The sequence below is a fragment of the Microbispora hainanensis genome (assembly GCF_006874475.1).
Classification (GTDB): Bacteria; Actinomycetota; Actinomycetes; order Streptosporangiales; family Streptosporangiaceae; genus Microbispora; species Microbispora hainanensis.
Genome location: NZ_VIRM01000065.1, coordinates 1 through 23,033 on the forward strand (window position 1 = coordinate 1; position 23,033 = coordinate 23,033).

General features: G+C 68.3%; 24 protein-coding genes, 2 tRNA genes and 1 riboswitch. Of the genes, 14 read left to right on the plus strand and 12 right to left on the minus strand.

The window, feature by feature from the left end; all coding sequences use genetic code 11:
- Nucleotides 1-409: 409 nt before the first annotated feature.
- The 6 genes from FLX08_RS35155 to FLX08_RS35180 all read right to left on the minus strand — a co-directional run bounded on the left by FLX08_RS35155 (nucleotide 410) and on the right by FLX08_RS35180 (nucleotide 8,716).
- Nucleotides 410-2,998: a valine--tRNA ligase gene (locus tag FLX08_RS35155; RefSeq protein WP_142624583.1), complete on the minus strand. Its 2,589-nt coding sequence runs from the start codon at nucleotides 2,996-2,998 to the stop codon at nucleotides 410-412.
- 73 nt (nucleotides 2,999-3,071) lie between these two features.
- Entirely contained in the window at nucleotides 3,072-4,355 is a 1,284-nt protein-coding gene (gene clpX, locus FLX08_RS35160; protein ID WP_079317756.1) for an ATP-dependent Clp protease ATP-binding subunit ClpX, read from the minus strand.
- A 234-nt stretch (nucleotides 4,356-4,589) separates the two neighbouring features.
- Complete coding sequence (locus FLX08_RS35165) at nucleotides 4,590-5,237, minus strand: ATP-dependent Clp protease proteolytic subunit (RefSeq protein ID WP_142624584.1); 648 nt, start codon at nucleotides 5,235-5,237, stop codon at nucleotides 4,590-4,592.
- Nucleotides 5,238-5,251: 14 nt separating this feature from the next.
- Entirely contained in the window at nucleotides 5,252-5,896 is a 645-nt protein-coding gene (locus FLX08_RS35170; protein WP_280117152.1) for a ClpP family protease, read from the minus strand.
- Nucleotides 5,897-6,253: 357 nt separating this feature from the next.
- A complete protein-coding gene (gene tig, locus FLX08_RS35175; protein WP_142624586.1) occupies nucleotides 6,254-7,648 on the minus strand; it encodes a trigger factor in 1,395 nt (464 codons plus the stop codon).
- Nucleotides 7,649-7,849: 201 nt separating this feature from the next.
- Nucleotides 7,850-8,716 (minus strand): helix-turn-helix domain-containing protein, encoded by an 867-nt coding sequence (locus FLX08_RS35180; protein ID WP_142624587.1) that lies wholly within the window; start codon nucleotides 8,714-8,716, stop codon nucleotides 7,850-7,852.
- 276 nt (nucleotides 8,717-8,992) lie between these two features.
- On the opposite strand from FLX08_RS35180, the gene FLX08_RS35185 reads away from it, so the two are divergent.
- From FLX08_RS35185 to FLX08_RS35195, 3 genes are all read left to right on the plus strand, one after another.
- A complete protein-coding gene (locus FLX08_RS35185) occupies nucleotides 8,993-9,472 on the plus strand; it encodes an ATP-binding protein (protein ID WP_142624588.1) in 480 nt (159 codons plus the stop codon).
- 151 nt (nucleotides 9,473-9,623) lie between these two features.
- On the plus strand, nucleotides 9,624-10,001 hold the full coding sequence (locus tag FLX08_RS35190) for a hypothetical protein (RefSeq protein WP_142624589.1): 378 nt from the start codon (nucleotides 9,624-9,626) through the stop codon (nucleotides 9,999-10,001).
- Between the two features lie 100 nt (nucleotides 10,002-10,101).
- Nucleotides 10,102-10,434 carry a hypothetical protein gene (locus tag FLX08_RS35195; protein WP_208761868.1) on the plus strand — a complete coding sequence of 111 codons (333 nt, stop codon included), beginning with the start codon at nucleotides 10,102-10,104 and terminating at the stop codon, nucleotides 10,432-10,434.
- Between the two features lie 57 nt (nucleotides 10,435-10,491).
- On the opposite strand, the gene FLX08_RS35200 is transcribed toward FLX08_RS35195, so the two are convergent.
- Entirely contained in the window at nucleotides 10,492-10,956 is a 465-nt protein-coding gene (locus FLX08_RS35200; protein ID WP_142624590.1) for a hypothetical protein, read from the minus strand.
- Nucleotides 10,957-11,064: 108 nt separating this feature from the next.
- A tRNA-Gly gene (locus FLX08_RS35205) sits at nucleotides 11,065-11,135 on the minus strand.
- Between the two features lie 90 nt (nucleotides 11,136-11,225).
- Here FLX08_RS35205 and FLX08_RS35210 point away from each other — a divergent pair.
- The 3 genes from FLX08_RS35210 (at nucleotide 11,226) to FLX08_RS35220 (ending at nucleotide 13,341) form a co-directional block, all read left to right on the plus strand.
- Nucleotides 11,226-11,302 (plus strand) — tRNA-Pro (locus FLX08_RS35210).
- Between the two features lie 192 nt (nucleotides 11,303-11,494).
- A complete protein-coding gene (locus FLX08_RS35215) occupies nucleotides 11,495-12,397 on the plus strand; it encodes a DUF3626 domain-containing protein (RefSeq protein WP_142624591.1) in 903 nt (300 codons plus the stop codon).
- 182 nt (nucleotides 12,398-12,579) lie between these two features.
- On the plus strand, nucleotides 12,580-13,341 hold the full coding sequence (locus FLX08_RS35220; protein WP_142624592.1) for an enoyl-CoA hydratase: 762 nt from the start codon (nucleotides 12,580-12,582) through the stop codon (nucleotides 13,339-13,341).
- Between the two features lie 4 nt (nucleotides 13,342-13,345).
- On the opposite strand, the gene FLX08_RS35225 is transcribed toward FLX08_RS35220, so the two are convergent.
- Nucleotides 13,346-13,768: a VOC family protein gene (locus FLX08_RS35225; RefSeq protein ID WP_341874371.1), complete on the minus strand. Its 423-nt coding sequence runs from the start codon at nucleotides 13,766-13,768 to the stop codon at nucleotides 13,346-13,348.
- 20 nt (nucleotides 13,769-13,788) lie between these two features.
- Between FLX08_RS35225 and FLX08_RS35230 the strand changes: the two genes are divergently transcribed.
- From FLX08_RS35230 to FLX08_RS35245, 4 genes are all read left to right on the plus strand, one after another.
- Entirely contained in the window at nucleotides 13,789-14,289 is a 501-nt protein-coding gene (locus FLX08_RS35230) for a DUF2087 domain-containing protein (protein WP_142624594.1), read from the plus strand.
- Between the two features lie 90 nt (nucleotides 14,290-14,379).
- On the plus strand, nucleotides 14,380-15,738 hold the full coding sequence (locus FLX08_RS35235; RefSeq protein ID WP_142624595.1) for a TrpB-like pyridoxal phosphate-dependent enzyme: 1,359 nt from the start codon (nucleotides 14,380-14,382) through the stop codon (nucleotides 15,736-15,738).
- A gap of 162 nt (nucleotides 15,739-15,900) precedes the next feature.
- Nucleotides 15,901-17,634: an ATP-binding SpoIIE family protein phosphatase gene (locus FLX08_RS35240; RefSeq protein ID WP_142624596.1), complete on the plus strand. Its 1,734-nt coding sequence runs from the start codon at nucleotides 15,901-15,903 to the stop codon at nucleotides 17,632-17,634.
- 87 nt (nucleotides 17,635-17,721) lie between these two features.
- Nucleotides 17,722-18,288: a TIGR03086 family metal-binding protein gene (locus FLX08_RS35245; protein ID WP_142624597.1), complete on the plus strand. Its 567-nt coding sequence runs from the start codon at nucleotides 17,722-17,724 to the stop codon at nucleotides 18,286-18,288.
- A 13-nt stretch (nucleotides 18,289-18,301) separates the two neighbouring features.
- Here the strand turns inward: FLX08_RS35245 and FLX08_RS43540 are convergent, their stop codons facing one another.
- Complete coding sequence (locus FLX08_RS43540; protein ID WP_425280664.1) at nucleotides 18,302-18,379, minus strand: 50S ribosomal protein bL37; 78 nt, start codon at nucleotides 18,377-18,379, stop codon at nucleotides 18,302-18,304.
- Between the two features lie 136 nt (nucleotides 18,380-18,515).
- Here FLX08_RS43540 and FLX08_RS35250 point away from each other — a divergent pair, with 136 nt between their 5' ends.
- The 3 genes from FLX08_RS35250 to FLX08_RS35260 all read left to right on the plus strand — a co-directional run bounded on the left by FLX08_RS35250 (nucleotide 18,516) and on the right by FLX08_RS35260 (nucleotide 21,729).
- Nucleotides 18,516-19,319: a DeoR/GlpR family DNA-binding transcription regulator gene (locus tag FLX08_RS35250; protein ID WP_142624598.1), complete on the plus strand. Its 804-nt coding sequence runs from the start codon at nucleotides 18,516-18,518 to the stop codon at nucleotides 19,317-19,319.
- Between the two features lie 196 nt (nucleotides 19,320-19,515).
- Complete coding sequence (gene galT / locus FLX08_RS35255; RefSeq protein ID WP_142624599.1) at nucleotides 19,516-20,574, plus strand: galactose-1-phosphate uridylyltransferase; 1,059 nt, start codon at nucleotides 19,516-19,518, stop codon at nucleotides 20,572-20,574.
- Nucleotides 20,575-20,644: 70 nt separating this feature from the next.
- Nucleotides 20,645-20,783, plus strand: a riboswitch (cyclic di-AMP (ydaO/yuaA leader).
- A gap of 34 nt (nucleotides 20,784-20,817) precedes the next feature.
- Complete coding sequence (locus tag FLX08_RS35260) at nucleotides 20,818-21,729, plus strand: coiled-coil domain-containing protein (RefSeq protein WP_244313121.1); 912 nt, start codon at nucleotides 20,818-20,820, stop codon at nucleotides 21,727-21,729.
- 75 nt (nucleotides 21,730-21,804) lie between these two features.
- On the opposite strand, the gene FLX08_RS35265 is transcribed toward FLX08_RS35260, so the two are convergent.
- Both FLX08_RS35265 and FLX08_RS35270 read right to left on the minus strand, forming a co-directional pair.
- Entirely contained in the window at nucleotides 21,805-22,200 is a 396-nt protein-coding gene (locus FLX08_RS35265; RefSeq protein WP_142624601.1) for a hypothetical protein, read from the minus strand.
- A 95-nt stretch (nucleotides 22,201-22,295) separates the two neighbouring features.
- The gene (locus FLX08_RS35270) at nucleotides 22,296-22,553 is read right to left on the minus strand and encodes a hypothetical protein (RefSeq protein WP_142624602.1); all 258 of its coding nucleotides are present in this window, start codon (nucleotides 22,551-22,553) and stop codon (nucleotides 22,296-22,298) included.
- 236 nt (nucleotides 22,554-22,789) lie between these two features.
- Between FLX08_RS35270 and FLX08_RS35275 the strand changes: the two genes are divergently transcribed.
- Entirely contained in the window at nucleotides 22,790-23,032 is a 243-nt protein-coding gene (locus tag FLX08_RS35275) for a hypothetical protein (protein ID WP_142624603.1), read from the plus strand.
- Nucleotide 23,033: the final 1 nt, after the last annotated feature.

Sequence of the window (23,033 nt, forward strand, 5' to 3'; positions counted from 1 at the left end):
CTGCTGGTCTTAATTCTTCCCGACCGGCTCTTTCGTGTCAAATCCGTCCCACCGGGACTTACTTGACCCGAAACCCGCCGACCGACAGGAATTCCGACCCCCCGTTTCCGGGGCAACCCCTCTAACTTACCTGATCCCCGAAAGTCCGTCGAATCACGACGAAACATCCCGAGATCGGGTCCGATAAAAGGGAGTCACTGAGAGCCTAACAGCTGATCCCCTGAGGGGGATTCAGGCTCGCCGGTCCTCAGCGCGTGCAGAAAGACTAGCACCCGCGCGGGAGTGCTGCGCACAACTTGGGCAACTTTGTGGTCCTGCCCTGTCTCCAGGGCATTCAAACCTCAGGCGTCGCAAAGCTTCCAGATGCCTGTGCGCCCTCGTCCACGACGAGGGCGCACAGGCAGACGGCCTAAGCCGGCAGGGCGGCGAGCTGGGCTTCGAGGCGGGAGATGTCCTCGGCGGCCTGCTCGGCCCGCCGGCGCACCTTCGCAACGACGTCCTCCGGCGCCTTGGCCATGAACTGCTCGTTGCCGAGCTTCGCCGTCACCTGAGCCTGCTCCTTGCGTGCCACGGCCAGGTCCTTCTCCAGCCGCTTCCGCTCGGCGGCCACGTCGATGGCTCCGGCCGTGTCGATCTCCACGACCACCGTGCCGACGGTGAGCCGGGCTGTCGGGTTGAAGGTGTCGGTCGGTTCGTCCAGACGCAGCAGGACGCGGATCGCCCCCTCGTGGGCGGCGAGAGCCGTACCGGACAGGGACAGCCGCGCAGCAACCCGCTGGCCGGGCTTCAGGCCCTGGTCCGAGCGGAACCTGCGCACCTCCGTCACGAGGTTCTGCAGCGAGGAGATCTCCTCCTCGGCGGCGGGGTCGCGCAACTCGGGCGATGCCGAAGGCCAGGGAGCGACCACGATCGACTCCCCGCCGGTCAGAGCCCGCCACAGTTCCTCCGTTACGAACGGCACGAGCGGGTGGAGCAGCCGGAGCAGCGCGTCGAGGACATGCCCCAGGACCCGCTTGGTGTTCTCGGCCACCACTCCGCCCTCGGCGAACTGGACCTTGGCCAGCTCGACGTACCAGTCGAAGACCTCGTCCCAGGCGAAGTGATAGAGCGCGTCGGACGCCTTGGCGAACTCGAACTCCTCGAAGGCCGCGTCGACATTCGTGACGACCTCCTGCAGGCGCGAAAGGATCCACCGATCGGCCGAGGTGAGCTCTTCGGGCAGGCCCTCGGAGACGGCGCCGTTCATCAGCGCGAAGCGGGTGGCGTTCCAGATCTTGTTACAGAAGTTGCGGGATCCGGCCGCCCAGTCCTCACTGATCGCCACGTCGGAGCCGGGGTTGGCGCCGCGCAGGAGCGTGAAGCGCGTGGCGTCCGCGCCGTACCGCTCGATCCAGTCGAGCGGGTCGACGACGTTGCCGAACGACTTCGACATCTTCTTGCCGAACTGGTCGCGGACCATGCCGTGCAAGGCCACCGTGCGGAACGGCGGCTGGCCGTCCATCGCGTACAACCCGAACATCATCATCCGGGCGACCCAGAAGAACAGGATGTCGTAGCCGGTGACGAGCACGGCCGTCGGATAGAAGCGGGCCAGATCGGGTGTGGCGTCGGGCCAGCCCAGCGTGGAGAACGGCCACAGTCCGGAGGAGAACCAGGTGTCGAGGACGTCCTGGTCCTGCTCGTAGCCGGCCGGCGGCTCCTCGTCCGGCCCAACACAGACCATGTCGCCGTCCGGGCCGTACCAGACGGGGATCCGGTGTCCCCACCACAGCTGGCGCGAGATGCACCAGTCGTGCATGTCGTCGACCCAGTCGAAGTAGCGCTTGGCGAGCTCCGGCGGGTGGATGCGGGTGCGGCCGTCACGCACCGCGTCGCCCGCGGCCTTCGCCAGCGGGGTGACGTTGACGAACCACTGCAGCGACAGCCGCGGCTCCACGACGGTCTTGCAGCGGGAGCAGTGTCCGACGGAGTGCACGTAGGGCCGTTTCTCGGCGACGATGCGGCCCTGCGCGCGCAGCGCGGCAACCACGGCGGGCCGCGCCTCGAACCGGTCGAGCCCCTCGAAGGGGCCGTGGGTGGTAATGATTCCGCGCTCGTCCATGATGACGAGCGACTCCAGCGAGTGGCGGCGCCCGATCTCGAAGTCGTTCGGGTCGTGCGCGGGGGTGACCTTGACCGCACCGGTGCCGAAGGACGGGTCCACGTGCTCGTCCGCGACGATCGGGATGCGCCGGCCGGTGAGCGGGAGCTCGACGTACTTGCCGACCAGGTGCGCGTAGCGCTCGTCGGCGGGGTGGACGGCGACAGCGGTGTCGCCCAGCATGGTCTCGGCGCGGGTCGTGGCGACGATGATCTCCTCGTCACCGGAGCCGTAGCGGATGGAGACGAGCTCGCCGTCGTCGTCGCTGTGCTCGACCTCGATGTCGGAAAGGGCCGTCAGGCAGCGGGGGCACCAGTTGATGATCCGCTCGGCACGGTAGATGAGCCCGTCGTCGAACAGCTTCTTGAAGATCGTCTGGACGGCCCGGGAGAGCCCCTCGTCCATCGTGAAGCGCTCACGCGACCAGTCCACGCCATCGCCGAGCTTCTTCATCTGGCCGAGGATCCGGCCGCCGGACTCCTCCTTCCACTGCCAGACGCGCTCGACGAACGCCTCGCGGCCGAAGTCGTGGCGAGACAGGCCATCCTTGGCGATCTCGCGCTCCACGACGTTCTGCGTGGCGATGCCGGCGTGGTCCATGCCGGGGAGCCACAGCGTTTCCATGCCCCGCATCCGGGCTCGCCGGGTGAGCGCGTCCTGAATGGAGTGGTCGAGGGCGTGGCCCACGTGGAGCGACCCGGTCACGTTAGGCGGGGGAAGCACGATGCTGTACGGCTCGCGCCCGCTGCCCGGGTCCGCGGTGAAGTAGCCCGCCGATACCCAGCGCTCGTAGCTCCGGGTCTCGACATCGACGGGTGCGTACTGGGTGGGCAGCTCAGACGTAGTCACACTGCCCAATTCTAGGGACGTCCGGAAGCCGTCCGAGCCGTCGCCGCACGCCCTGTGGACAACTCCGCGGCGAAGGCCCGTTTCAGGCGGACTTCTCCCTCGGGGTCCGCTGCTGCTTGGCCTGCAGCTGGTCGCGGGGCACCAGGGTCGGATTCACGTGCTCCAGCACGGCCTCGCGGGTGATGACGACCCGGGCCACGTCCTGGCGGGAGGGCACCTCGTACATCACAGACTGGAGGACTTCCTCCATGATGGCGCGCAGCCCGCGGGCGCCGGTGCCGCGCAGGATGGCCTGGTCGGCGATGGCCTCCAGCGCGTCGTCGGAGAACTCCAGCTCGACGTTGTCGAGTTCGAGCAGACGGCGATACTGCTTGACGAGCGCGTTGCGCGGCTCGGTGAGGATCTGGATCAGCGCGTCCCTGTCGAGGTTGTGCACCGACGTGATCACCGGGAGACGGCCGACGAACTCGGGGATCATGCCGAACTTCAGGAGGTCTTCCGGCATGACGTCCGAGAAGATGTCGGAGGAGTCCATCTCCTCCTTCGAGTGGATGATCGCGTTGAAGCCGATGCCCTTCCTGCCGACCCTCGACTCGATGATCTTCTCGAGGCCGGCGAAGGCGCCGCCACAGATGAACAGCACGTTCGTGGTGTCGATCTGGATGAACTCCTGGTGGGGGTGCTTGCGCCCGCCCTGCGGGGGCACGCTCGCCGTGGTCCCCTCCAGGATCTTCAGCAGGGCCTGCTGCACGCCCTCGCCCGACACGTCCCGCGTGATCGACGGGTTCTCGCTCTTGCGGGCGATCTTGTCGACCTCGTCGATGTAGATGATGCCGGTCTCGGCCTTCTTGACGTCGTAGTCGGCGGCCTGGATCAGCTTGAGGAGGATGTTCTCCACGTCCTCGCCGACGTAGCCCGCCTCGGTCAAGGCGGTGGCGTCCGCGATGGCGAACGGCACGTTGAGCATCTTGGCGAGGGTCTGCGCGAGCAGAGTCTTTCCCGACCCTGTGGGGCCGAGCAGCAGGATGTTGGACTTGGCCAGCTCCAGGCCGTCGTCACGGCCGCGCTCCCCGGACTGGACGCGCTTGTAGTGGTTGTAGACCGCTACCGACAGCGCCTTCTTCGCCTTGTCCTGCCCGATGACGTACGCGTCGAGAAACTCGTAGATCTCGCGCGGCTTGGGGAGGTTGTCCCACTTGAGCTCGGAGGATTCGGAGAGCTCCTCCTCGATGATCTCGTTGCAGAGATCGATGCACTCATCGCAGATGTAGACGCCTGGTCCGGCGATGAGCTTCTTGACCTGCTTCTGGCTCTTGCCGCAGAACGAGCACTTCAGCAGGTCTCCCCCGTCGCCGATGCGTGCCACCCCAGATACTCCTTTGCGTGGGACCGCCCCTGCCGCCGCGGTCGCTTCCGTCCGCATCCTGCTCGCGATCCGGCTCATGATTCTCAGTCATGATCCGACGATCGCGATCCGGTGCGAAAACGTCATCCCGCTCAGGTTTCGACGTTACCGTCTCTCGGGCCCTCAGTGAGCCCCCTAGCGGTGAGTCGCACCGGAACGTGCCCAAATGGGCACCGTTCCGGTGCGGCAACTCCCTCAGGAAGCGGCGACCGCCGCCGCGCGCTTCTTCCGCGACGGGATGATGTCGTCCACCAGCCCGTACGCCTTCGCCTCCTCGGCGCTGAGGATCTTGTCACGCTCGATGTCCCTGCGGACCTCGTCGGCCGACTTGCCCGAGTGCTTCGCCACGATCTCCTCGAGCAGCGACCGCATCCGCAGGATCTCACGAGCCTGGATCTCGATGTCGCTGCCCTGGCCGCCGCCCTCGGTGTAGGGCTGGTGGATCAGAACGCGGGCGTTGGGCAGGGCGAACCGCTTGCCCGGGGTGCCTCCGGCCAGCAGGACCGCGGCGGCCGAGGCCGCCTGCCCAAGGCAGACCGTCTGGATCTCGGGCCGGACGAACTGCATGGTGTCGTAGATCGCGGTCATCGCGGTGAACGAGCCACCCGGCGAGTTGATGTACATGCTGATGTCGCGATCCGGGTCGAGCGACTCCAGCGTCAGCAGCTGCGCCATCACGTCGTTCGCCGAAGCGTCGTCGATCTGGACGCCGAGGAAGATGATGCGGTCCTCGAACAGCTTGTTGTAGGGGTTCATCTCCTTGACGCCGTACGACGTGCGCTCGACGAAGGAGGGAAGGACATAGCGGCCGTTGATGTCACCCGGCCGGATCAGCTCACTCATCTGGGAAGCTCCAGTCACGAGACGGCGCCCTCGGAGGGCACCTGGCGGGCGCTGCGCACCACGTGGTCGATGAAGCCGTAGTCCTTGGCCTCCTCGGCCGTGAACCAGCGGTCCCGGTCGGAGTCGCGCTCGATCTGCTCGAGCGGCTGGCCGGTGTGGAAGGCGATCCGCTCCGCGAGCGTCTTCTTCACGTAGAGCATCTGCTCGGCCTGGATCGCGATGTCGGCCGCGGTGCCGCCGATGCCGCCCGACGGCTGATGCATCATGATCCGGGCGTGCGGAAGCGCGTACCGCTTGCCCCGGGCGCCGGCGCAGAGCAGGAACTGCCCCATGGAGGCGGCCAGTCCCATGGCGACCGTGCACACGTCGTTCGGCACGTACTCCATCATGTCGTAAATCGCCATGCCGGCGGTCACCGAGCCACCGGGGGAGTTGATGTACATCCAGATGTCGCGCTCGGAGTCATCAGCGGCGAGGAGCAGGAGCTCAGCGGCCAGCCGGTTGGCCACCTCGTCGTTGACCTGGGTGCCGAGCACCACGATCCGCTCGCGCAGCAGTCGCTGGTAGAGCTGGTCCTCGAGGCGGGAGGGGCCACCCTCCGGGCTCCGGGCCTCGAAGCCGGAACCACCGGTCGGGAAGAAGGTCGGCGGGCTGGTCACAGCGTCACCTTCCGATGCGTCGTAATCGATTGGCTTTGCTTGTGACCTTAACGCGCGACGCAGACAGGTCATGCCCGTGCGCCGTACTGTTCGCTGACGGCGCATGTCCGGCCCATGGCGAGGCCACCGCGCCACATCGCCCGTGTTCCCCGCCGTAGCCGCACGCACCGGGACATACAGATCTCAGCCGTACGATTTGCTCCCCAACACGCGGTAAGAAACAACTTTGCAGGGATTTGCCCGAATATAACCGGAAACCCCCGGCGCATCCGAGTGCGCCGGGGGTTTCACCGTTACCGCCACGCCGATCGGCCTCGCGGCCGATCGGCGGCAGAAGTCAGGCGAGAGCCTGGAAAATCAGCTTTCCTTGGCCTCGTCGGCGGGCTCCCCGGCGCCCGCCTCCTCGACGCCCACAGCCTCCTGCTCGGGGTTGAGCTCGGCGTAGATGGCCTTGATGTCCACCTCGTTGCCGGCCGTGTCGGTCACCTTGGCCGCGTCACCGATGAGCGTCTTGGCCTTCTCCCGCACGATCTCCATCATCGCCAGCGGGAGCTGGTTGTTGTCGGCGAGGTGCTGGGCCAGCGTGTTCGGCGCGACACCCATCTGCATGGCGCGACGGACCACGAAGTCGGTCAGCTCCTGCTCGCTGACGCCGATCTCCTCGGCCTTGACGATCTTGTCGAGGACGAAGCCGGACTTCAGCGCCTTGGCCGAGGTCGCCTCGTACTCGGCGAACAGCTCCTCCTCGGTGGTCTGCTGGAGGCGGAGGTACGCCTCGCGGCTCAGGCCGCTCTCAGCGATCTGGTGCTCGAGGTTGTGCTTGCGCGCGTCGATCTCCGCCTGGAGCGCGCTCTCGGGCAGCGGGATGTCGATCTTCTCGAGCAGCGCGTCGAGCGCCTTCTCGCGACTCTGCACGACCTGGTCCACCAGCTTGTTGCGGCGAACCTGCTGGCGGATGCTGTCCTTGAGCTCGTCGAGCGTGTCGAACTCGCTGGCGAGCTGCGCGAACTCGTCGTCCAGCTCGGGCAGCACCTTCTCCTTGACCGACTTGACGTTGATGATCACGTCGGCCTCCTCGCCGGCGTTCTCACCACCGACGAGCGTCGTGCGGAAGGTCTTCTCGTCACCGGCGGCCATACCCTGCAGCGCGTCGTCCAGGCCCTCCAGGACCGAGCCCGCGCCGACCTCGTACGACACGTCGGCGGCCTGCTGCTCGTCGAGGTTGCGGCCGTCGATCTCGGCACGCAGGTCCATCACGACGTAGTCGCCGTTCTGGGCCGGGCGCTCGACGCCGGTCAGCGTCGCGAAGCGCTGGCGCAGGGCCTCGAGCTGGGTGTCGATGTCCTCGTCGGTCACCTCGGCGGGGTCGACCACGACCTCGGCGCCCTGGTAGTCCGGGACGTCGAAGGCGGGGCGGATGTCCACCTCGGCGGTGAACTCGACCTGCTCGCCGTCCTCGATCTTGGTGACCTCGATCTCGGGCTGGCTGACCGGGAAGACGTCGGTCTCGTCAACGGCCTGGCCGTACAGCTTGGGCAGGGCGTCGTTCAGGGTCTCCTCGAGAACCACCGCGCGGCCGAAGCGCTGCTCGATGATCCGGGCCGGCACCTTGCCAGGACGGAAGCCGGGCACGCGCACCTGCTGCGCGACCTTCTTGTACGCGGCCTGCAGGCTCGGCTCGAGCTCCTTGAACGGCACCTCGACGGTGAGCTTGACCCGGGTAGGGCTGAGCTCCTCGACAGCGGTCTTCACGGGGTGGTCTCCTTGATCCAGCATCTGGTGATCGCGGGCACGTCGTGCACGGCAACCGCGGCACAGTAACGCGCGCCGCGCCCACGTGAGAGGCGCAGGATCACCGTCTCGCCTGCACGCGACCTGTCCGGGCATGCTCGACTGTGGCGGGTGTCCAACGCCAAGGGCAGTCTAGAGCAGATGAGCCCCGGTAGCGACTGATCAGAGGTCCGCCATGATCTGCCGCAACAGGTCCACCGTCTCTGTGGGGGTCGTACTGACCGCGCAGAGGCGTTCCATGACCTCGCTATAGCGGTCGACCTCTTCCCGTTTGTCCAGGTAGAGCGCACTGGCGAGCTGCTCGACGTACACGATGTCGGGCAAGTCGGGATCGGAGAACCGCAGAATACTGAAGGCACCGCCCTCTGCGGCGTGTCCGCCATAACTGAACGGAATGACCTGGATCGTTACGTTCGGCTGGTTCATCAGGTCGATGAGGTGCTGGATCTGACCCCGCATCACGTCGACGCCGCCGATCGGGCGGCGCAGCGCGGCCTCGTCGATCACGGCCCAGAACTTGGGGCTGTTCTCGCCGTCGAGGATGCGCTGGCGTTCCAGCCGCAGGTCGACCCGCCTGGCGATCTCCTCCGGCGCCGCTCCGACCGCGCCGGCCATGATGACGGCCCGCGCGTACTCCTTTGTCTGCAGCAGACCGGGAACGAACTGCACCTCGTAGGTGCGGATGCGCTCGGCGGCCTCCTCCAGGCCGACGTACGCCTGGAACCACGAGGGCAGCAGGTCGTTGAACCGGTGCCACCAGCCGGGCTCGTTGGCCCGCTCGACCAGGTTCATCACGACATCGCGCGTCTCCTCGTCCTCCACCCCGTAAAGGGCGAGAAGGTCGGCCACGTCGCGTTCCTTGAATCCGACCCGGCCCAGCTCCATCCGGCTGATCTTCGACTCGGAAGCCCGGATGCACTGGCCGGCCTGGTCACGGCTGATGCCCTTGCTCTCACGGAGCTTGCGGAGCTGGGACCCGAGAAGGATGCGCAGGGCCGTCGGACCCGATCCAGCCTGGATCTGTATCACGGCGCCTCCCTCTCACCTCGGCTCTGTGTGCCGCCAAGGGACGACCCGCACGACACCCCCAGCCCACACAGTGTCACCACTTCGGGCTCCGATGACAAGGTCTGATCTACGTGTCCCTGACGGTTAGCACGGACGGCTTGTGCGTCTGCACATGACAATTGCACGTGCATTTGGGTCTTGCAGCGACGGGAGGCACTGATCCATCATGTCTAGGTGCATATTGGGCCAAAATGTGCACCAGTCCTCGACCTAGGCCAGCGGGAGGTACGGGCAACCATGTCGGACGAGCCCAAACCCGGCGGCCAGCTGACCCGTGACGTGGGATTCGGCTGGTTCCGGAGGGCGGCAGGGGCGTCCGATACGGCGATGTGCCCCCTGGCACCGCAGGCGGACTCGGTCAAGACCGCGCGCGATGTCACCCGTACGACCCTGCGACAGTGGGGCCTGTCGGAACTGAGTGACGACGCGGCACTCGTCGTGAGCGAACTGGTGACGAACGCGGTCCGTTACGCACCGTATCCGGCGCACCGCGCCAGCGCCCGGCCTATAACACTGACACTCCTGCGCATCGCCCCGCACGTGCTGCTCGCCGTCTCGGATCCCAGCGACCAGGCGCCGTCGCCCACGCAACCCGACTTCGTCTCCGAGCACGGACGCGGCCTCTACATCGTCGAGACCTACAGCCAGGCATGGGGCTGGGACGCGCTCGACGAGGGCGGCAAGGCCGTCTGGGCCCTCTTCCGCACCGGCGACTGACCGTTTCTCCACGCTCGGCCAGGGGCCATGGTGTCGTCAGCCGCTCCGAGGGCGCCTTTCGCGAAATCGAAGGGGTGCCCACATGAGACTGTTCAGACCTCGTAAACCATCGCGCCGCTGCCGGCCCCAGTGGCCCTCTCTCCTGACCGAGATGAACGGTTACGTCCTTCCGTGCCTACCGGCCGAGCACGGCAGCGTCCTGACCACCGCCCTCAACCTGAGGGCCTGGTGCGGCGAGTGCGGTGTGACCTACCCGGGCAAGTTCGTCATCGAGCCTGGTACGCCACCCCCGTTCGAGTGGGCGCGTGAGCCGAAGAACACCTTGTGTTCCTGTGAACCCCGCTGGCCACGACTGATGGTCATGTTTCGGGGTCGGTGGTACCTCGGTCACCCGGGTTCGCATGGTCGCCTCGTCGTCGACGGCGCGTCAGATGGTGCCTTCTGCCGCAACTGCGGGGCCGGCTTCCTGGGCGAGATGGTGATCGACCTCGACGACACGTCACATCTCGAGAAACCAGGCGAGACGTAGACGATGCAGGGGTGACTCCATCCAGGGCCGAAGCGGGAGCGGGCTGTTCGGCACCGGCTCATTCTGGTGTCACCTGGAGGCCGCTGGGACACTGTGCGGCGTGAGCATGACGGAAGGGCCACTGATACGGGATCTGTTCCCCGGCCTCATCACAGAACTGATCACGTGCTTGAGAGAAGAGGGCGAGGAAGAACTCGCCGTCTCTGCTTGGGATATCCGGTTCTACGGCGAATGCGGATGTGGCGACGACTTCTGCCAGAGCTTCTACACGGCCGAACCTCCAACCGGTGGGTACGGCCCCGGGCATCGCTGCGTGCCACTGCTTCCGGAGAAAGGCGAGCTGATCCTCGACGTCGTCGACGGGCGAATCATGTTCGTGGAAGTGCTGCACCACGACGAGTTGCGGCGCTCGCCGGGGGCCGGGGACGCTTGAAAATGCCCAAGGTCGGGTCGGAATCCCCGTGCTGATCAGCTGCTGCTGTCCAGACGGCTAGGGAAGCCGCGCTCGGAGCGCAAGCCACTGGTCAAGCGCTCTTGCCGTCGGCGTCGCCGACAGGCGGCTACGGATGATCTGGGCCGGCGCCAGGAGGTTCTTGCACTGACGAAGGGCCCGGATCTGCTTGTGGGGCCGCTGTCGCCAGTCGATGGCCCACTCCGCGGCGTCCTCCAGGTCAACGGGGAGGGCCGAGAGGATGTCCATGGCGAGGGCGTCGGGGTTCAGGAGGGGCGAACGCGTCGAGCCAAGGCTGTCGATCAGATATGCACGCAGGTTGAAGCGGCTCACATTCGCTGTGACGGCGTCCAGCCCTGCGGCCTCGGCTCTGGCGAGCGCGTACATGGCCGTCTCCGCCCACGCTCGCCGTCCTTCGCCCAGCTCGGCCCGGCAAGCGTGGAAGCTGTTCACCTCCCACACCCCAAGCCAGTGATTGACGGATTCGGAGGGGTGATCGACCACAAGGTCACTTTCTCACCGGCCCGGTGAAGTGGGACGCGTGGGGCACGGAAGATCGGAAACGTCAAAAGGCCAGGCCCCCATGCGGGTGACCTGGCCTTTCATAGTGAGAGCGGACGACGGGAATCGAACCCGCGTAGCCAGTTTGGAAGACTGGGGCTCTACCATTGAGCTACGTCCGCGCGCGCCCGGTGTCCATCTGGTCTAGACTTCATCCGGTCGTCAGGGCGTAAGCGTACCGGAGTCTCGGACCGCTCGCGTACCCGACGAGACGGGGCGTGGCGCAGCTTGGTAGCGCGCTTGCTTTGGGAGCAAGAAGTCGCAGGTTCAAATCCTGTCGCCCCGACCATCGCTTAAGCACGTCGAAGACCGCATCCGTTGGCGGAGGAGCGCTTGTCCGCCTTGAGCACCGTTCTCGTCTGAACGTAGTGACGGGTGGCTGCGACCGGCACGGGGCACTGCTCGACCACGTCTCATCGAGCGATCAGCCGGCCAGCTATTCGAGATGCGGTGACGGATCGCGTTCCGGCAGACTGCGCGGGTGAGCGCGGACACGTCCATATCGCCACAGGAGCGAGCCCTCCGCCATGTCGAAGCCCTGTCGTCGGGCGGCCCGCTCGATGCCCGGTTGCGTGTGACCCTCAACTTCCACCCCGACCGCTCGGAAGGCGGCCGGCAGATCCTGCTCGGGCTGGCCGACGAGGGCGCCTACGTGTCGCAGTTCGTCACCGGAACGAGCAACGGGGGGCTCACGGCTCACCCGGGCGGCAACCGGTGGCGCTGGGAAAGCAGGATCTTCGGTGGCGCCTACGACAACGCACCCGCGCGGGAGCGCCCCGTCTATGGCGCGCTGAACTTCCGGCGCAGGTCCGTCGGCGCCGCGCCACGGTTCGGATCCGCCCACTTCCGGCTGACGGCCGAGACTCTTCGCCGCACGACCTTCTGTTATCCGGACAGCTTCTTCGAACCTTCGGCTTTCGGTGTCGCGTCCCGCATGGCGCTGATCGAGCCGGCCGAGGCCGACGACGCGGACCTCCTGGACGACTACATCGAGGCTCAGGTGCACGGGCCGGTCAGGCTCGACCGGGACGTGGAGGCCCTGGTCATCGATCCCGGCTATCGCGGCACGGCTGTGGAGGCCGCGGCGCGCCGGCTGCCCTGCCCGGTGGAATGGCATCCCGGGTTCCGCCTCACCGTCGAGCATCTGCGGCGCCACCCCGACTACCGGGGCCAGGAGTACGTGTCACTCGGCGCGGAGATCGCGGTCGACGGCGTGCTCGATCCGCGAATCATCGGAGACGCCGCCCGCACCGGCCTCTATGACGCACAGGCGCTGAAGAAGGTCTGGCATTGCGTGGCGCGCTTCGGCGTGCCTCTGCCCCCGGCCGGCGAGACTCCTGCCCCGGTCGCCGTCTGCTGTCCGTACGGGCCGGGAGGCCGCTGACGGCGGACAGGTGAAGATCACGGCGCCGGAGCATCGGGGCTCACCGTGGTGGGGCTGGGCACGGGCATGTCCTTGCGCGTGACCTCGAAATCGATCGGCATGGTGCTCTTGAAGGCATCCGGGGCCGCGTACGTTTCTATAACCTGTTCTCGCCGTACCCCCGGAACACACTGAGGAGCACCATGGGCGACCTCGTCCTCGTCGACCGGCCCTCCGAGGCCGTCGCGGTCGCGACGCTGAACCGTCCGCGTAAGTACAACGCGATCTCCAAGGCGCTGCTCGACGAGTTCCAGGACACGCTCGGGCGGCTCGCGCAGGAGCCTGACCTGCGGGCGATGGTCCTCACCGGGGCCGACCCCGCCTTCTGCGCGGGACTGGACCTCGGCGAGCTGGAAGCGGGAGTGAAGATCGGCCACCCCGACTCCATCCTCCCGCTGCGGAACTTCCCGGTGCCCGTGATCGGGGCGATCAACGGCGTGGCGGTGACCGGCGGCCTGGAGTTCGCGCTCGCCTGCGACTTCAGGATCGCCAGCGAGCGGGCGCGGTTCGCCGACACCCACACCCGCGTCGGCATCGTGCCCTCCTGGGGCATGACGGCCAGGCTCAGCCAGGCCGTCGGGCAGTCGTGGGCGCGGCAGATGACGTTCACGGGGGACTTCGTCGATGCTCCCCTCGCACTGCGCATCGGTCTGGTGAACGAGGTCGTCGCGCACGACCGGCTGCTGCCCCGGGCCGTCGAGCTCGCGCAGAGCATCGCGACGACGACGCCGGAGACACTGCGCAGGATCCGGGAGATCTACGACCTCCTGCGGGACGGCACCGGCGCCGACGGCCTGCGGGCCGAGCTGGAGACCGGCCGGGACGGGCTCGCCATCACCAGCCCCGAGGACTTCGCCGCCCGCAGGCGCGCCGTCTTCGACCGGGGCCGGACGCAGAACGGCTGAGGGGTCACTCCTCCTTGACGTACGGATGGGTGAGGAACTCGATGGAGTGGCCGTCGGGGTCGTCCACATACACCCCGCGGCCGTGGTGCCGGTGGTTGATCTGCTGCGGCTCCCGGTGCTCGGGGCCGCCCCAGTAGGGCAGGCCCCGCTCGGCGATGCGGGCGAAGATGTCGTCGAACTCGTTCTCGGAGACGAGGAACGCCAGGTGCTGCATGACGATCCTGTCCCGGTCGACGATCGAGTCGGCGTAGTCGATCGTCACGCCGTTGCCGAGCGGGACCGTGGCGAACGGCCCGTACGCGCCGGGCTCGGGCTCGCCGAGCAGCCCGGTCAGGAACCGGGCGGACGCGAAGCGGTCACTGCTGTGCACGATCGTATGGTCCAGTTGAGCGGTCACGTCGCCCTCCAGGTTTCCTACTGCCTTCATCAAGGCAATACCGTGGACAGGTGATCGACAAGCACATCTCCCGCGTGCTCGGGCTGCTCGGGCAGGACGACACGCTGCGCGTCCTGGCCGGGCTGGTCCTGCGTCCCGGTGAGCCGCTCGACAAGGTCACCGGGCTCGACCCCGACGTGGTGGCCAAGGCCCTGGACCGGCTGGAGCGGGGCGGCCTCGCCGTACGGGACGAGGACGACGGCTGGCGGGCACGGCCCGAGACCTTCCGCGACCTGCTGCGCACGATCCCCGCCACGCCGGCGGACCCGATGGACGCGTTCCTCGTGGACGGGCGGCTCGTCTCCATGCCGACGAAGAGGGCCAAGCGGCTGATGGTGCTCGACTACATCGCCCAGGTGTTCGAGATCGGCGTGCGCTATCCGGAGAAGGAGGTCGACGTGGCGCTGCGGGCGTTCCACGACGACTACGCCGCGCTGCGCCGTTACCTTGTCGACGAAGGGTTCCTCACCCGGGAGGCCAACGTCTACTGGCGCTCGGGGGGAAGCGTCTGACGCAGCTGTCTCACGCGGCCGTCTGACCGAGTCCGGCCACATCGGCAGACGCCCTTTCCCGATGGGCCCCCGGCGCGGAGACTGGGAGTCATGGGCGAGCCGACCAGGGTCCTTCTCGACGAGTCGCGGATTCCGCGGAACTGGTACAACGTCGTCCCCGACCTGCCCACGCCGCCCCCGCCGGTGCTCCACCCCGCGACGCTGCAGCCGGTCGGCCCCGACGATCTCGCCCCGCTCTTCCCCGCGGCGCTGATCGAGCAGGAGGTGTCGGGTGAGCGGTTCGTCCCCGTCCCCGACGGCGTCCTCGACGTCTATCGCCTCTGGCGGCCGACGCCGCTCATCCGCGCCCGCCGCCTCGAGCGCGCCCTCGGCACGCCGGCGCGGATCTACTACAAGTACGAGGGCGGCAGCCCGTCGGGGTCGCACAAGCCCAACACCGCGGTCCCCCAGGCGTACTACAACGCGCGGGAGGACGTGCGGAGGCTGACCACCGAGACCGGCGCGGGCCAATGGGGGTCCGCCCTGGCGTTCGCCTGCGCCCAGTACGGCCTCGACTGCGAGGTCTGGATGGTCCGGGCGTCGTACGACCAGAAGCCCTACCGGCGCACGCTGATGAAGGTCTACGGCGCGACCCTGCACGCCAGCCCGTCGGCGATGACCACGGCGGGCAGCAGGATCCTGGCGGAGGACCCCCACTGCACGGGGTCGCTCGGGATCGCGATCAGCGAGGCGGTCGAGGTCGCCGGTCAGCATGACGACACGCGATACGCCTTGGGCTCGGTGCTCAACCACGTCCTGCTGCACCAGACCGTCATCGGCGAGGAGGCACTGGAGCAGCTCGCCGTCCTCGGCGAGACCCCCGATGTGGTGATCGGCTGCACCGGCGGCGGCTCCAATTTCGCCGGGCTGGCCTTCCCGTTCCTCCGGGAGAAGCTCGCCGGGCGCATGAACCCCGTGCTGCGCGGCGTCGAGCCCGCCGCCTGCCCGTCCCTGACCCGGGGCACCTACGCGTACGACTTCGGCGACACGGCCGGGTTCACGCCGCTGATGAAGATGCACACGCTGGGGCACACGTTCGTGCCCGACCCGATCCACGCCGGCGGGCTGCGCTATCACGGCATGTCGCCGCTGCTCTCGCACGTGTACGAGCTGGGCCTGGTGGAGGCCGTGGCCGTCACGCAGACCGACTGCTTCGACGCGGGCATCCGCTTCGCCAGGGCCGAGGGGATCGTGCCGGCGCCCGAGCCCTCCCACGCCGTGGCCGCGACGATCGCGGAGGCGCTGCGGTGCGCGGAGTCGGGCGAGGAGAAGGTCATCGTGATGTCCCTGTGCGGGCACGGCCACTTCGACATGCCCGCCTACGAGAGCCGTCTCGCGGGGCACCTGGAGGACTTCACGCTCCCGCAGGAGCGGATCGACGCGGCCCTCGCGCACCTGCCCGCCGTCTGATGTGACGCATGCTCACTGATATCCGTTTCGTCCCTTGACCGGCGGGTACGGCTGCGCCATCGCTCCGTCATACCGACCGGAGCTCTCATGTCAAACGGCTGAAATGCGCGGTATCAGCTCCATACGATTCTGGAACACCATCCGCTCTCTCCGGAGAATTCGTTGAACCGGAACTGCGTCATCAAGGACCCCGCCCCGGGCAACCGGGCGCAGTGGCGCCGCAGCAGCGCCGCGTCCGCGCACGAGCGGCTGGCCTTCCTGAACGAGGCGAGCCGGCGGATCGGCAGCACGCTCGACTTATCCGAGACGAGCCGGGAGCTGGTCGACGTGGCCGTCCCCCGCTTCGCCGACGCGGCGGCCGTGATGGTGCAGGACCGGCTCGCCGCGGACGGCGAGCTGTCGTCCAGGCCGGTGGACGGCACCACCCTCGTACGCAGGGTCGCCCTGGCCGTCGCCGGCGCCGATCCGGACTCCTGGGTGAAGGCCTTCCCCGTCGGCGAGTCGACGGTCTATCCGGCGATCCTTCCGCAGGCCCAGTGCATGGCCGGCGGCAAACCGCTCATGTATCCGGCGCTCGACAAGGAGAGCGCCCGGCTGATCGGCGCCAGCATGGACCGGGAGGAGGCGGTCGCCTCGCTGCTGACCGACTCGTCGTTCCTCGCGGTGCCCCTGCGGGCGCGGGGACGGGTGCTCGGCTGCGTGATCTTCACGAGGCACCCGGGAACGCGGTCGTTCGAGGAGCAGGACGTGGTGGTGGCCGAGGATCTGGCCGCCCGCACCGCCGTGTGCATCGACAACGCCCGGCTCTACACCAGGGAGCGCAGGACCGCGCTGACCCTGCAGAGCAGCCTGCTGCCCGTCGAGCTGCCGCAGGCGCTCGGCATGGACATCGCCTCCCGCTACCTGCCGGCCAGCGACCTGATGGGCGTCGGGGGCGACTGGTATGACGTGATCGCCCTGCCCGGGTGCCGTACGGCCCTGGTTGTGGGCGATGTCATGGGCCACGGCACCAGGGCCGCGGCGACCATGGGCCAGCTCCGCACGGCCGCACGTACGCTCGCGAGCCTCGACCTGCCGCCCGACGAGGTGCTGTTCCGGCTCAACCTGATGAGCCAGGACCTCGACCCCAGCCAGATCGCGACGTGCATCTACGCCGTCTATGACCCGGTGACGCGCAACTGCGCGCTCGCCCGGGCCGGCCACGTGCCGCCGATCCTCCTGCACCCGGATCGGTCGACCGAGATCATCGATCTTCCCTCGGGCCTGCCTCTCGGCATCGGCAGCGACCCGCTGGAGTCGCGCGAGATGGTCCTGCCGCCCGGGAGCGTGCTCGCCCTCTACACCGACGGCCTCGTGGAGAGCCGCGAGCGCGACCTGGACGCCGGGATCATGGGGCTGCGCCGTCTGCTCGCCGGTCCCGTCGAGGACCTGGAGGACATGTGCGACGTGATCATCAGCAGCCAGCGGTCGGGGCACGAGCGTGACGACATCGCGCTGATGGTGGCCCGGGTGCGCGACCTCGACCCGGACGAGGTGGCGACCTGCCCGTTGCCGTCCGACCCGCGGTTCGTCTCGCACGCCCGCCGCTTCGTCCGCGGCACCCTGCAGAGGTGGGGGCTGAGCAGCCTGGTGGACAGCACCCAGCTCATCGTGAGCGAGCTGGTCACCAACGCGCTCAAACACGGCTGGCCGCCGATCGAGCTGCGCCTGCTGCGCGGCCGCACGCTGGTGGTCGAGGTCGTCGACGGCTCCCCCGCCGCTCCCGCCCCGCGCACAGCCACCCCCGACGAGGACACCGGCCGCGGTCTCCAGCTGATCAAGCGGTTCGCCTACCGGTGGGGCACCCGGCCCACTCCGTACGGAAAGATCGTCTGGGTGGAGCAGAACCTCCCTTGACCCGGGCGTTCCCTCCCCGTCGAGCGTGTATGACTGATCGTTGAGAAGAGTTACGTTCGAATCGGGAGTTCGTGGCGAGGAGGGGACATGATCGACATCCGTGACGCGTACCGCAGGGCACTGGATGGCTTCGGGGCCCGTCTCCGTCTCGTCCGCCGGGGACAGTGGGAGCTGCCGACCCCCTGCGTCGACTGGGACGTCCGGGGGCTCGTCAACCACGTCGTGGCCGAGAACCTGTGGGCCCCCGAGTTACTGTCCGGCCGTACGGTCGCGGAGGTGGGGGACGCCTTCGAGGGCGACGTGCTCGGCGACGACCCGGTCAAGGCGTTCGAGGCGTCCGCGCAGGGAGCGGTCCAGGCGGTGTACGCCGAGGGCGCCCTGACCAGCGTGGCCCACCTGTCCTTCGGCGACGTGCTGGGCGAGGAGTACATCACCGAGCTGTTCGCGGACGCGCTGATCCACACCTGGGATCTGGCACGTGCCATCGGCGGGCCGGAACGGCTCGACCCCGAGCTCGTCGCCTCATGCTCCGAATGGTTCGAGAAGGCGCGGGAGGACTATCGCGAGGCGGGAGTGTTCGGGGACGAGCAGGGCGTCCCGGCCGGCGCCGACCAGCAGACCCATCTGCTCGCCGCCTGGGGCAGAAACCCCTAGCAGGGCCGGGCGCCTACCGGCCCGCGGGCCGCCTGCCGTGGTTGGCCTTCTTCTTCTTGCGTGCCTTCGACTTGCGTGCGCGTCTGCCCATGACGACCGCCTTCCGTCGAGTACGGCTTTCGCCCACTGTCCCCCCTCGGACCACAGGCGGCAAGAGGCGCACCCCAACTCAACATGTCTCCACGTTCGTGAGGCATAATTTGTTTGAATCTGTAGAGGAGTGGTGGATGCTGGCCCAGCAACGGCAGCAGGCGATCCTTGAGAGGGTACGCAGAACGGGCGGGGTGCGCGTCGCGCAGCTCGTACGCGACCTCGGGGTCTCGGACATGACGATCCGCCGCGACCTGGAGGTCCTCGCGGAACGCGGCCTGATCGTCAAGGTGCACGGCGGGGCGACCGCCACCGGCACCGGCTCCACGGAGGAGCCGGGCTTCGCCGCCAAGTCGGTGCGGCAGCAGGCCGAGAAGGAGGCCATCGCCCGCCGGGCCGCCATGCTCGTGCGGCCGGGCAGCTCCGTCGCCCTCTCGGCCGGGACCACGACCTGGACACTGGCCCATCATCTGGTGGACGTGCCCGAGCTGACCGTGATCACCAACTCGGTGCAGGTGGCCGACGTCTTCCACCGGGCGGGACGGCCCGACCAGACCGTGGTGCTGGTGGGAGGCGTGCGCACGCCGTCCGACGCGCTCGTCGGCCCGGTGGCCGTGGCGGCCGTCCGCTCCCTGAACGTCGACACGCTCATGCTGGGCGTGCACGGCATGAGCGTCCGGGCCGGTTACACCACGCCCAACCTGCTGGAGGCGGAGACCGACCGCGCCCTCATCGCGGCCGCCCAGCAGCTCGTGGTGCTGGCCGACCACACCAAGTGGGGGACGATCGGCATCAGCACGATCGCCGCCCTCGACGAGGCCGCCGTGGTCGTGAGCGACGTCGGCCTGCCGGAGGAGGCCCGCGACGCGCTGTCGGAGCACGCCGGCGAGCTTCTCCTCGCCGATCCGTCCGGAGAGACCGAGCTGGAGACCGCGCTGTGAGGCCGGCCCCCCGCGAGCCCGCCGTGTCTCCCGACGTCTGTAGCAAGCCCGGTGCATCCCCCGCCTTCTGCAAACCCGGCGTATCCCCCGGCTTCTGCATGCCCGCCGTGTCCCCCCGCCTCCGCAAACCCGCCCCGACCTCCTTGTAAGCCCGCTCTGACCCGGGACACCGCACCGTGAAGCTGGAGACCGCTCTGTGAAGCGCACCATCACCCATCTCGCCGACGGCCGTGAGCTGATCTACTTCGACCGGCGCGACGACGCCGACCACAGCGCCATCGACACCAGGGACCTGCCGCCGCGCCCGCTCGCCTCCGAGCTGCGCTACGACCCCCTCTTGGACGAGTGGGTGGCCGTCGCCCGGCATCGCCAGACGCGCACGCACCTGCCGTCGGCGGAGGAGTGCCCACTGTGCCCGGGTCATCCCGGCTCGGAGATCCCCTCGCCGTACGAGGTGGCGGTGTTCGAGAACCGCTTCCCGTCGTTCAGCTTCAACACGGGTGCGTACGAGCAGGTGGGCGGGCTGAGCGAGGTGCGGCCGGGGATCGGGCGCTGCGAGGTCGTCTGCTTCACCTCCGACCACAACGCGTCGTTCAGCTCGCTGAGCGACGCGCAGGCCGAGCTGGTCGTCGAGGCGTGGGCCGACCGTACGGCCGAGCTGTCCTCGCTGCCCGGCGTGGAGCAGGTCTTCTGCTTCGAGAACCGCGGCGCCGAGATCGGGATCACGCTGCCGCACCCCCACGGGCAGATCTACGCCTATCCGTACGTCACGCCGCGTACGCGCCAGATGCTGGACGCCGCCGCCCGCCATCAGGGCGGCAACCTGTTCGCGGACGTCCTGGCCGCCGAGCGGACGGGCCCCCGGGTGGTGGCCGCCAACGAGCACTGGACGGCCTTCGTGCCCGCCGCCGCACGCTACCCGTTCGAGGTGCATGTCTATCCGCACCGCCGGGTGCCCGACATCCCGGCGCTGTCGCCCGAGGAGCGGGCCGCGTTCGCACCGCTCTACATCGAGGTGCTGCGCCGCCTGGACGGGCTGTTCGGCGTCGTGATGCCGTACGTTGCGGCCTGGCACCAGGCCCCCGTCACCTATCGGCGCGACCTCGCCTACCTCCACCTGCAGCTTTTCACGATCCGGCGCGCGCCGAACAAGCTCAAGTATCTGGCCGGATCGGAGTCGGCCATGGGCGCGTTCGTCAACGACGTGCTGCCTGAGGAGGCCGCCCGGATGCTTCGCGAGGCGATAACGGCCTGATCTCCGATTGGTTGCGGCTTTGGTGGCAGCGACAGTTTCTTTACCACTAGTATCCCTGACACCGGCCGTCACAACCGGTACGCCTAATCCCGGGCGCCCCGCCCGGGAACCGGGGACCCAATCACGCACCTGGGGTCAAGGCAGTCGCCTGCCCGGGCTCCTCCAGCCCGAACCCGTCAGCTAACCCGGTCGGCAGATGGAGAGGAGTGGGCTCTGCCCCGCGCGTTCCCCCTGGCTGTCGGCGTGCTCGCCTCCGCCGTCCTCGTGTTCGGCACGGCGGCGCCGGGCGTCGCCGAGCCCAAACCGACGGAGAAGCAGCTCAAGAAGGAGCTGTCGGACCTGCGGCAGAAGGTCGACCGGCTGATCGGCGACTACAACGCCAAACGCGTCGCCCTCGCCAAGGCCCGTGAGGAGGAGAAGGCGGCCCGCGACCGGCTGACCAAGGCCCAGGCCGACTACGAGGCCGCGAGCGACGCCGTACGGCAGATGGCCGGGCTGCGCTACCAGACCGAGAGTGCGATGGCACTGCCCGACATGAACACCGCCGCGCTCAACTACCAGCTCAAAGAGGAGCAGGCTGCCCGGCTGGCCCACTTCGACCGGGTCCGCGCCGCGCGGCAGCAGGCCGCGGACGCCGCCAAGACGCTGACGGCACAGCTCAAGGCGCAGGCCGAGGCGGTCGCCGTGCAGCGCAAGGACGCCGAAGACCTCATCGACGAGATCAAGGACAAGCTCGACGCGCTGATCCCGATCGCGCCGGGGAAGCTCGCGGGCGGGTCGTGGGCGCCCGAGCTGCCCAGCGGCTCCGACAACATCACGCCCCGGATGCGGTTCATGCGCGCCGAGGTCGAGAACCACTTCAGCCTGCGGTTTCCGGTGGGCTGCTACCGAGCGGAGAACAGCGGCGAGCATCCCCTCGGGCGCGCCTGCGACTTCATGATGAGCTCGGGCGGCGCCATGCCCTCCCCAGAGATGAAGGCGCTCGGCGACAGCCTGGCCGCCTGGGCCATCAAGAACGGGCCCAAGCTCGGCGTGATGTACGTGATCTGGCAGCAGCGCATCTACAACCTCGGCCATCCCGGCTGGCGGCTCATGTCCGACCGCGGCGGAATCACCGCCAACCACTACGACCACGTACACATCTCGATGTACTGACCCGCAAGCCCCCGATCTGCATGTTCGGGTCTTGGCAGGGCGCATCGAGGGCACATGGCGCCTGACGAACCCGGCTTAGAGACCGTCAGCCTCGGCTGGCGGCAGGTGAGGAGCCGGGCCGGCGAGCGGCGGGTGTTCCTGGCTGATGCCCAGACATGCGATCACGCGCGAGGCGTCGGCAGACAGGAAGACCTGGAAGTGGTACGCGGGGGTCACGCCCTTGACGTAACCGACCAGGACGAATTCACGACCGCAGGTGTCGAGGCGCACGACGGCGTCCGCGAAGCCGATGGACGAGACGCCACGCCGGCGGCTCAGGCGTTCGCGACGCCGGTAGATGCCGACGAGCTCGCGGGTGGAGACGGGTGCCGGCCAGACCTCGTAATCCGCTCCGGAGACCAGCGCGCGACGACATGCGGCGCCGGCTTCCCCGGCATCGCTCAACAGATCGGCGAGAGCTCTCCGGTCCACAGGAGCAGAATCGCACGGCCGGCGGTGAGTGGCGACGCGCCGGCAGGCGACGAGCGTCCCTGGCGGGTGCCCACCGGAGGACATCACGAGGGGTCTCAATCCTCGTCGCGGCCGTGGAGGTAGTCCTCGAAGGTGGGGCGGCGATCCCTTCGACGCGACAACACGATCGCGACCACCAGCGCGGCAGGGGCCAGAGCGTGCCCGAGCGCCCAGCGGCCCAGTCGATCGGCCAGCCTGAGCAGTTCCTTGAGCGCCTGCCACGGGTGTCTCAGGGCCATGACGGTCAGGAGGAGGACCATGCCGCCGAGGCCGATGCCCGAGAAGTCGTCATCTCGTTCCCTCTCCCTGGTCACGGCGCGGAAGCACAGGTGAGGAGCAGGGGCTCGATGCCGTGGACCAATGGAATCCTCCCAAGTCAGCCTGGAGATCAGGGTCGCATGCGAGCCCTGATCCAGCCAGGGCTCGTAGCCGACGGCGGCGGACTGGACGGCGGCGCCGGGAACGTCCGCATGCGCGAGGAGTGCGCTGAGAACGGGGTTTCTCGACGGGTCTGATCACCCGGTGTCGCCTGTGGCCCTACGATCGGCTGATGCGTGCTGCATACCAAGAGGCGTTGGCGATGATCGGATATGCGCTGGGCATGGTCATCACGCCCGTCGTCCGTGATTGGACGAGTGGCCGGATCGGTGGGAGGCTCCTCGACGAGGTCATGCTCATGTGCACCCTGATGTTCGAGGTCGCGTTCCTCTTCGGCCTCGCCCGGCTCCTTTTCCGACGATCACGCCGGCTGGTGCGCGCTGTGGGGCGCAGGCAGACGCGGAAGGCGCGGTGAC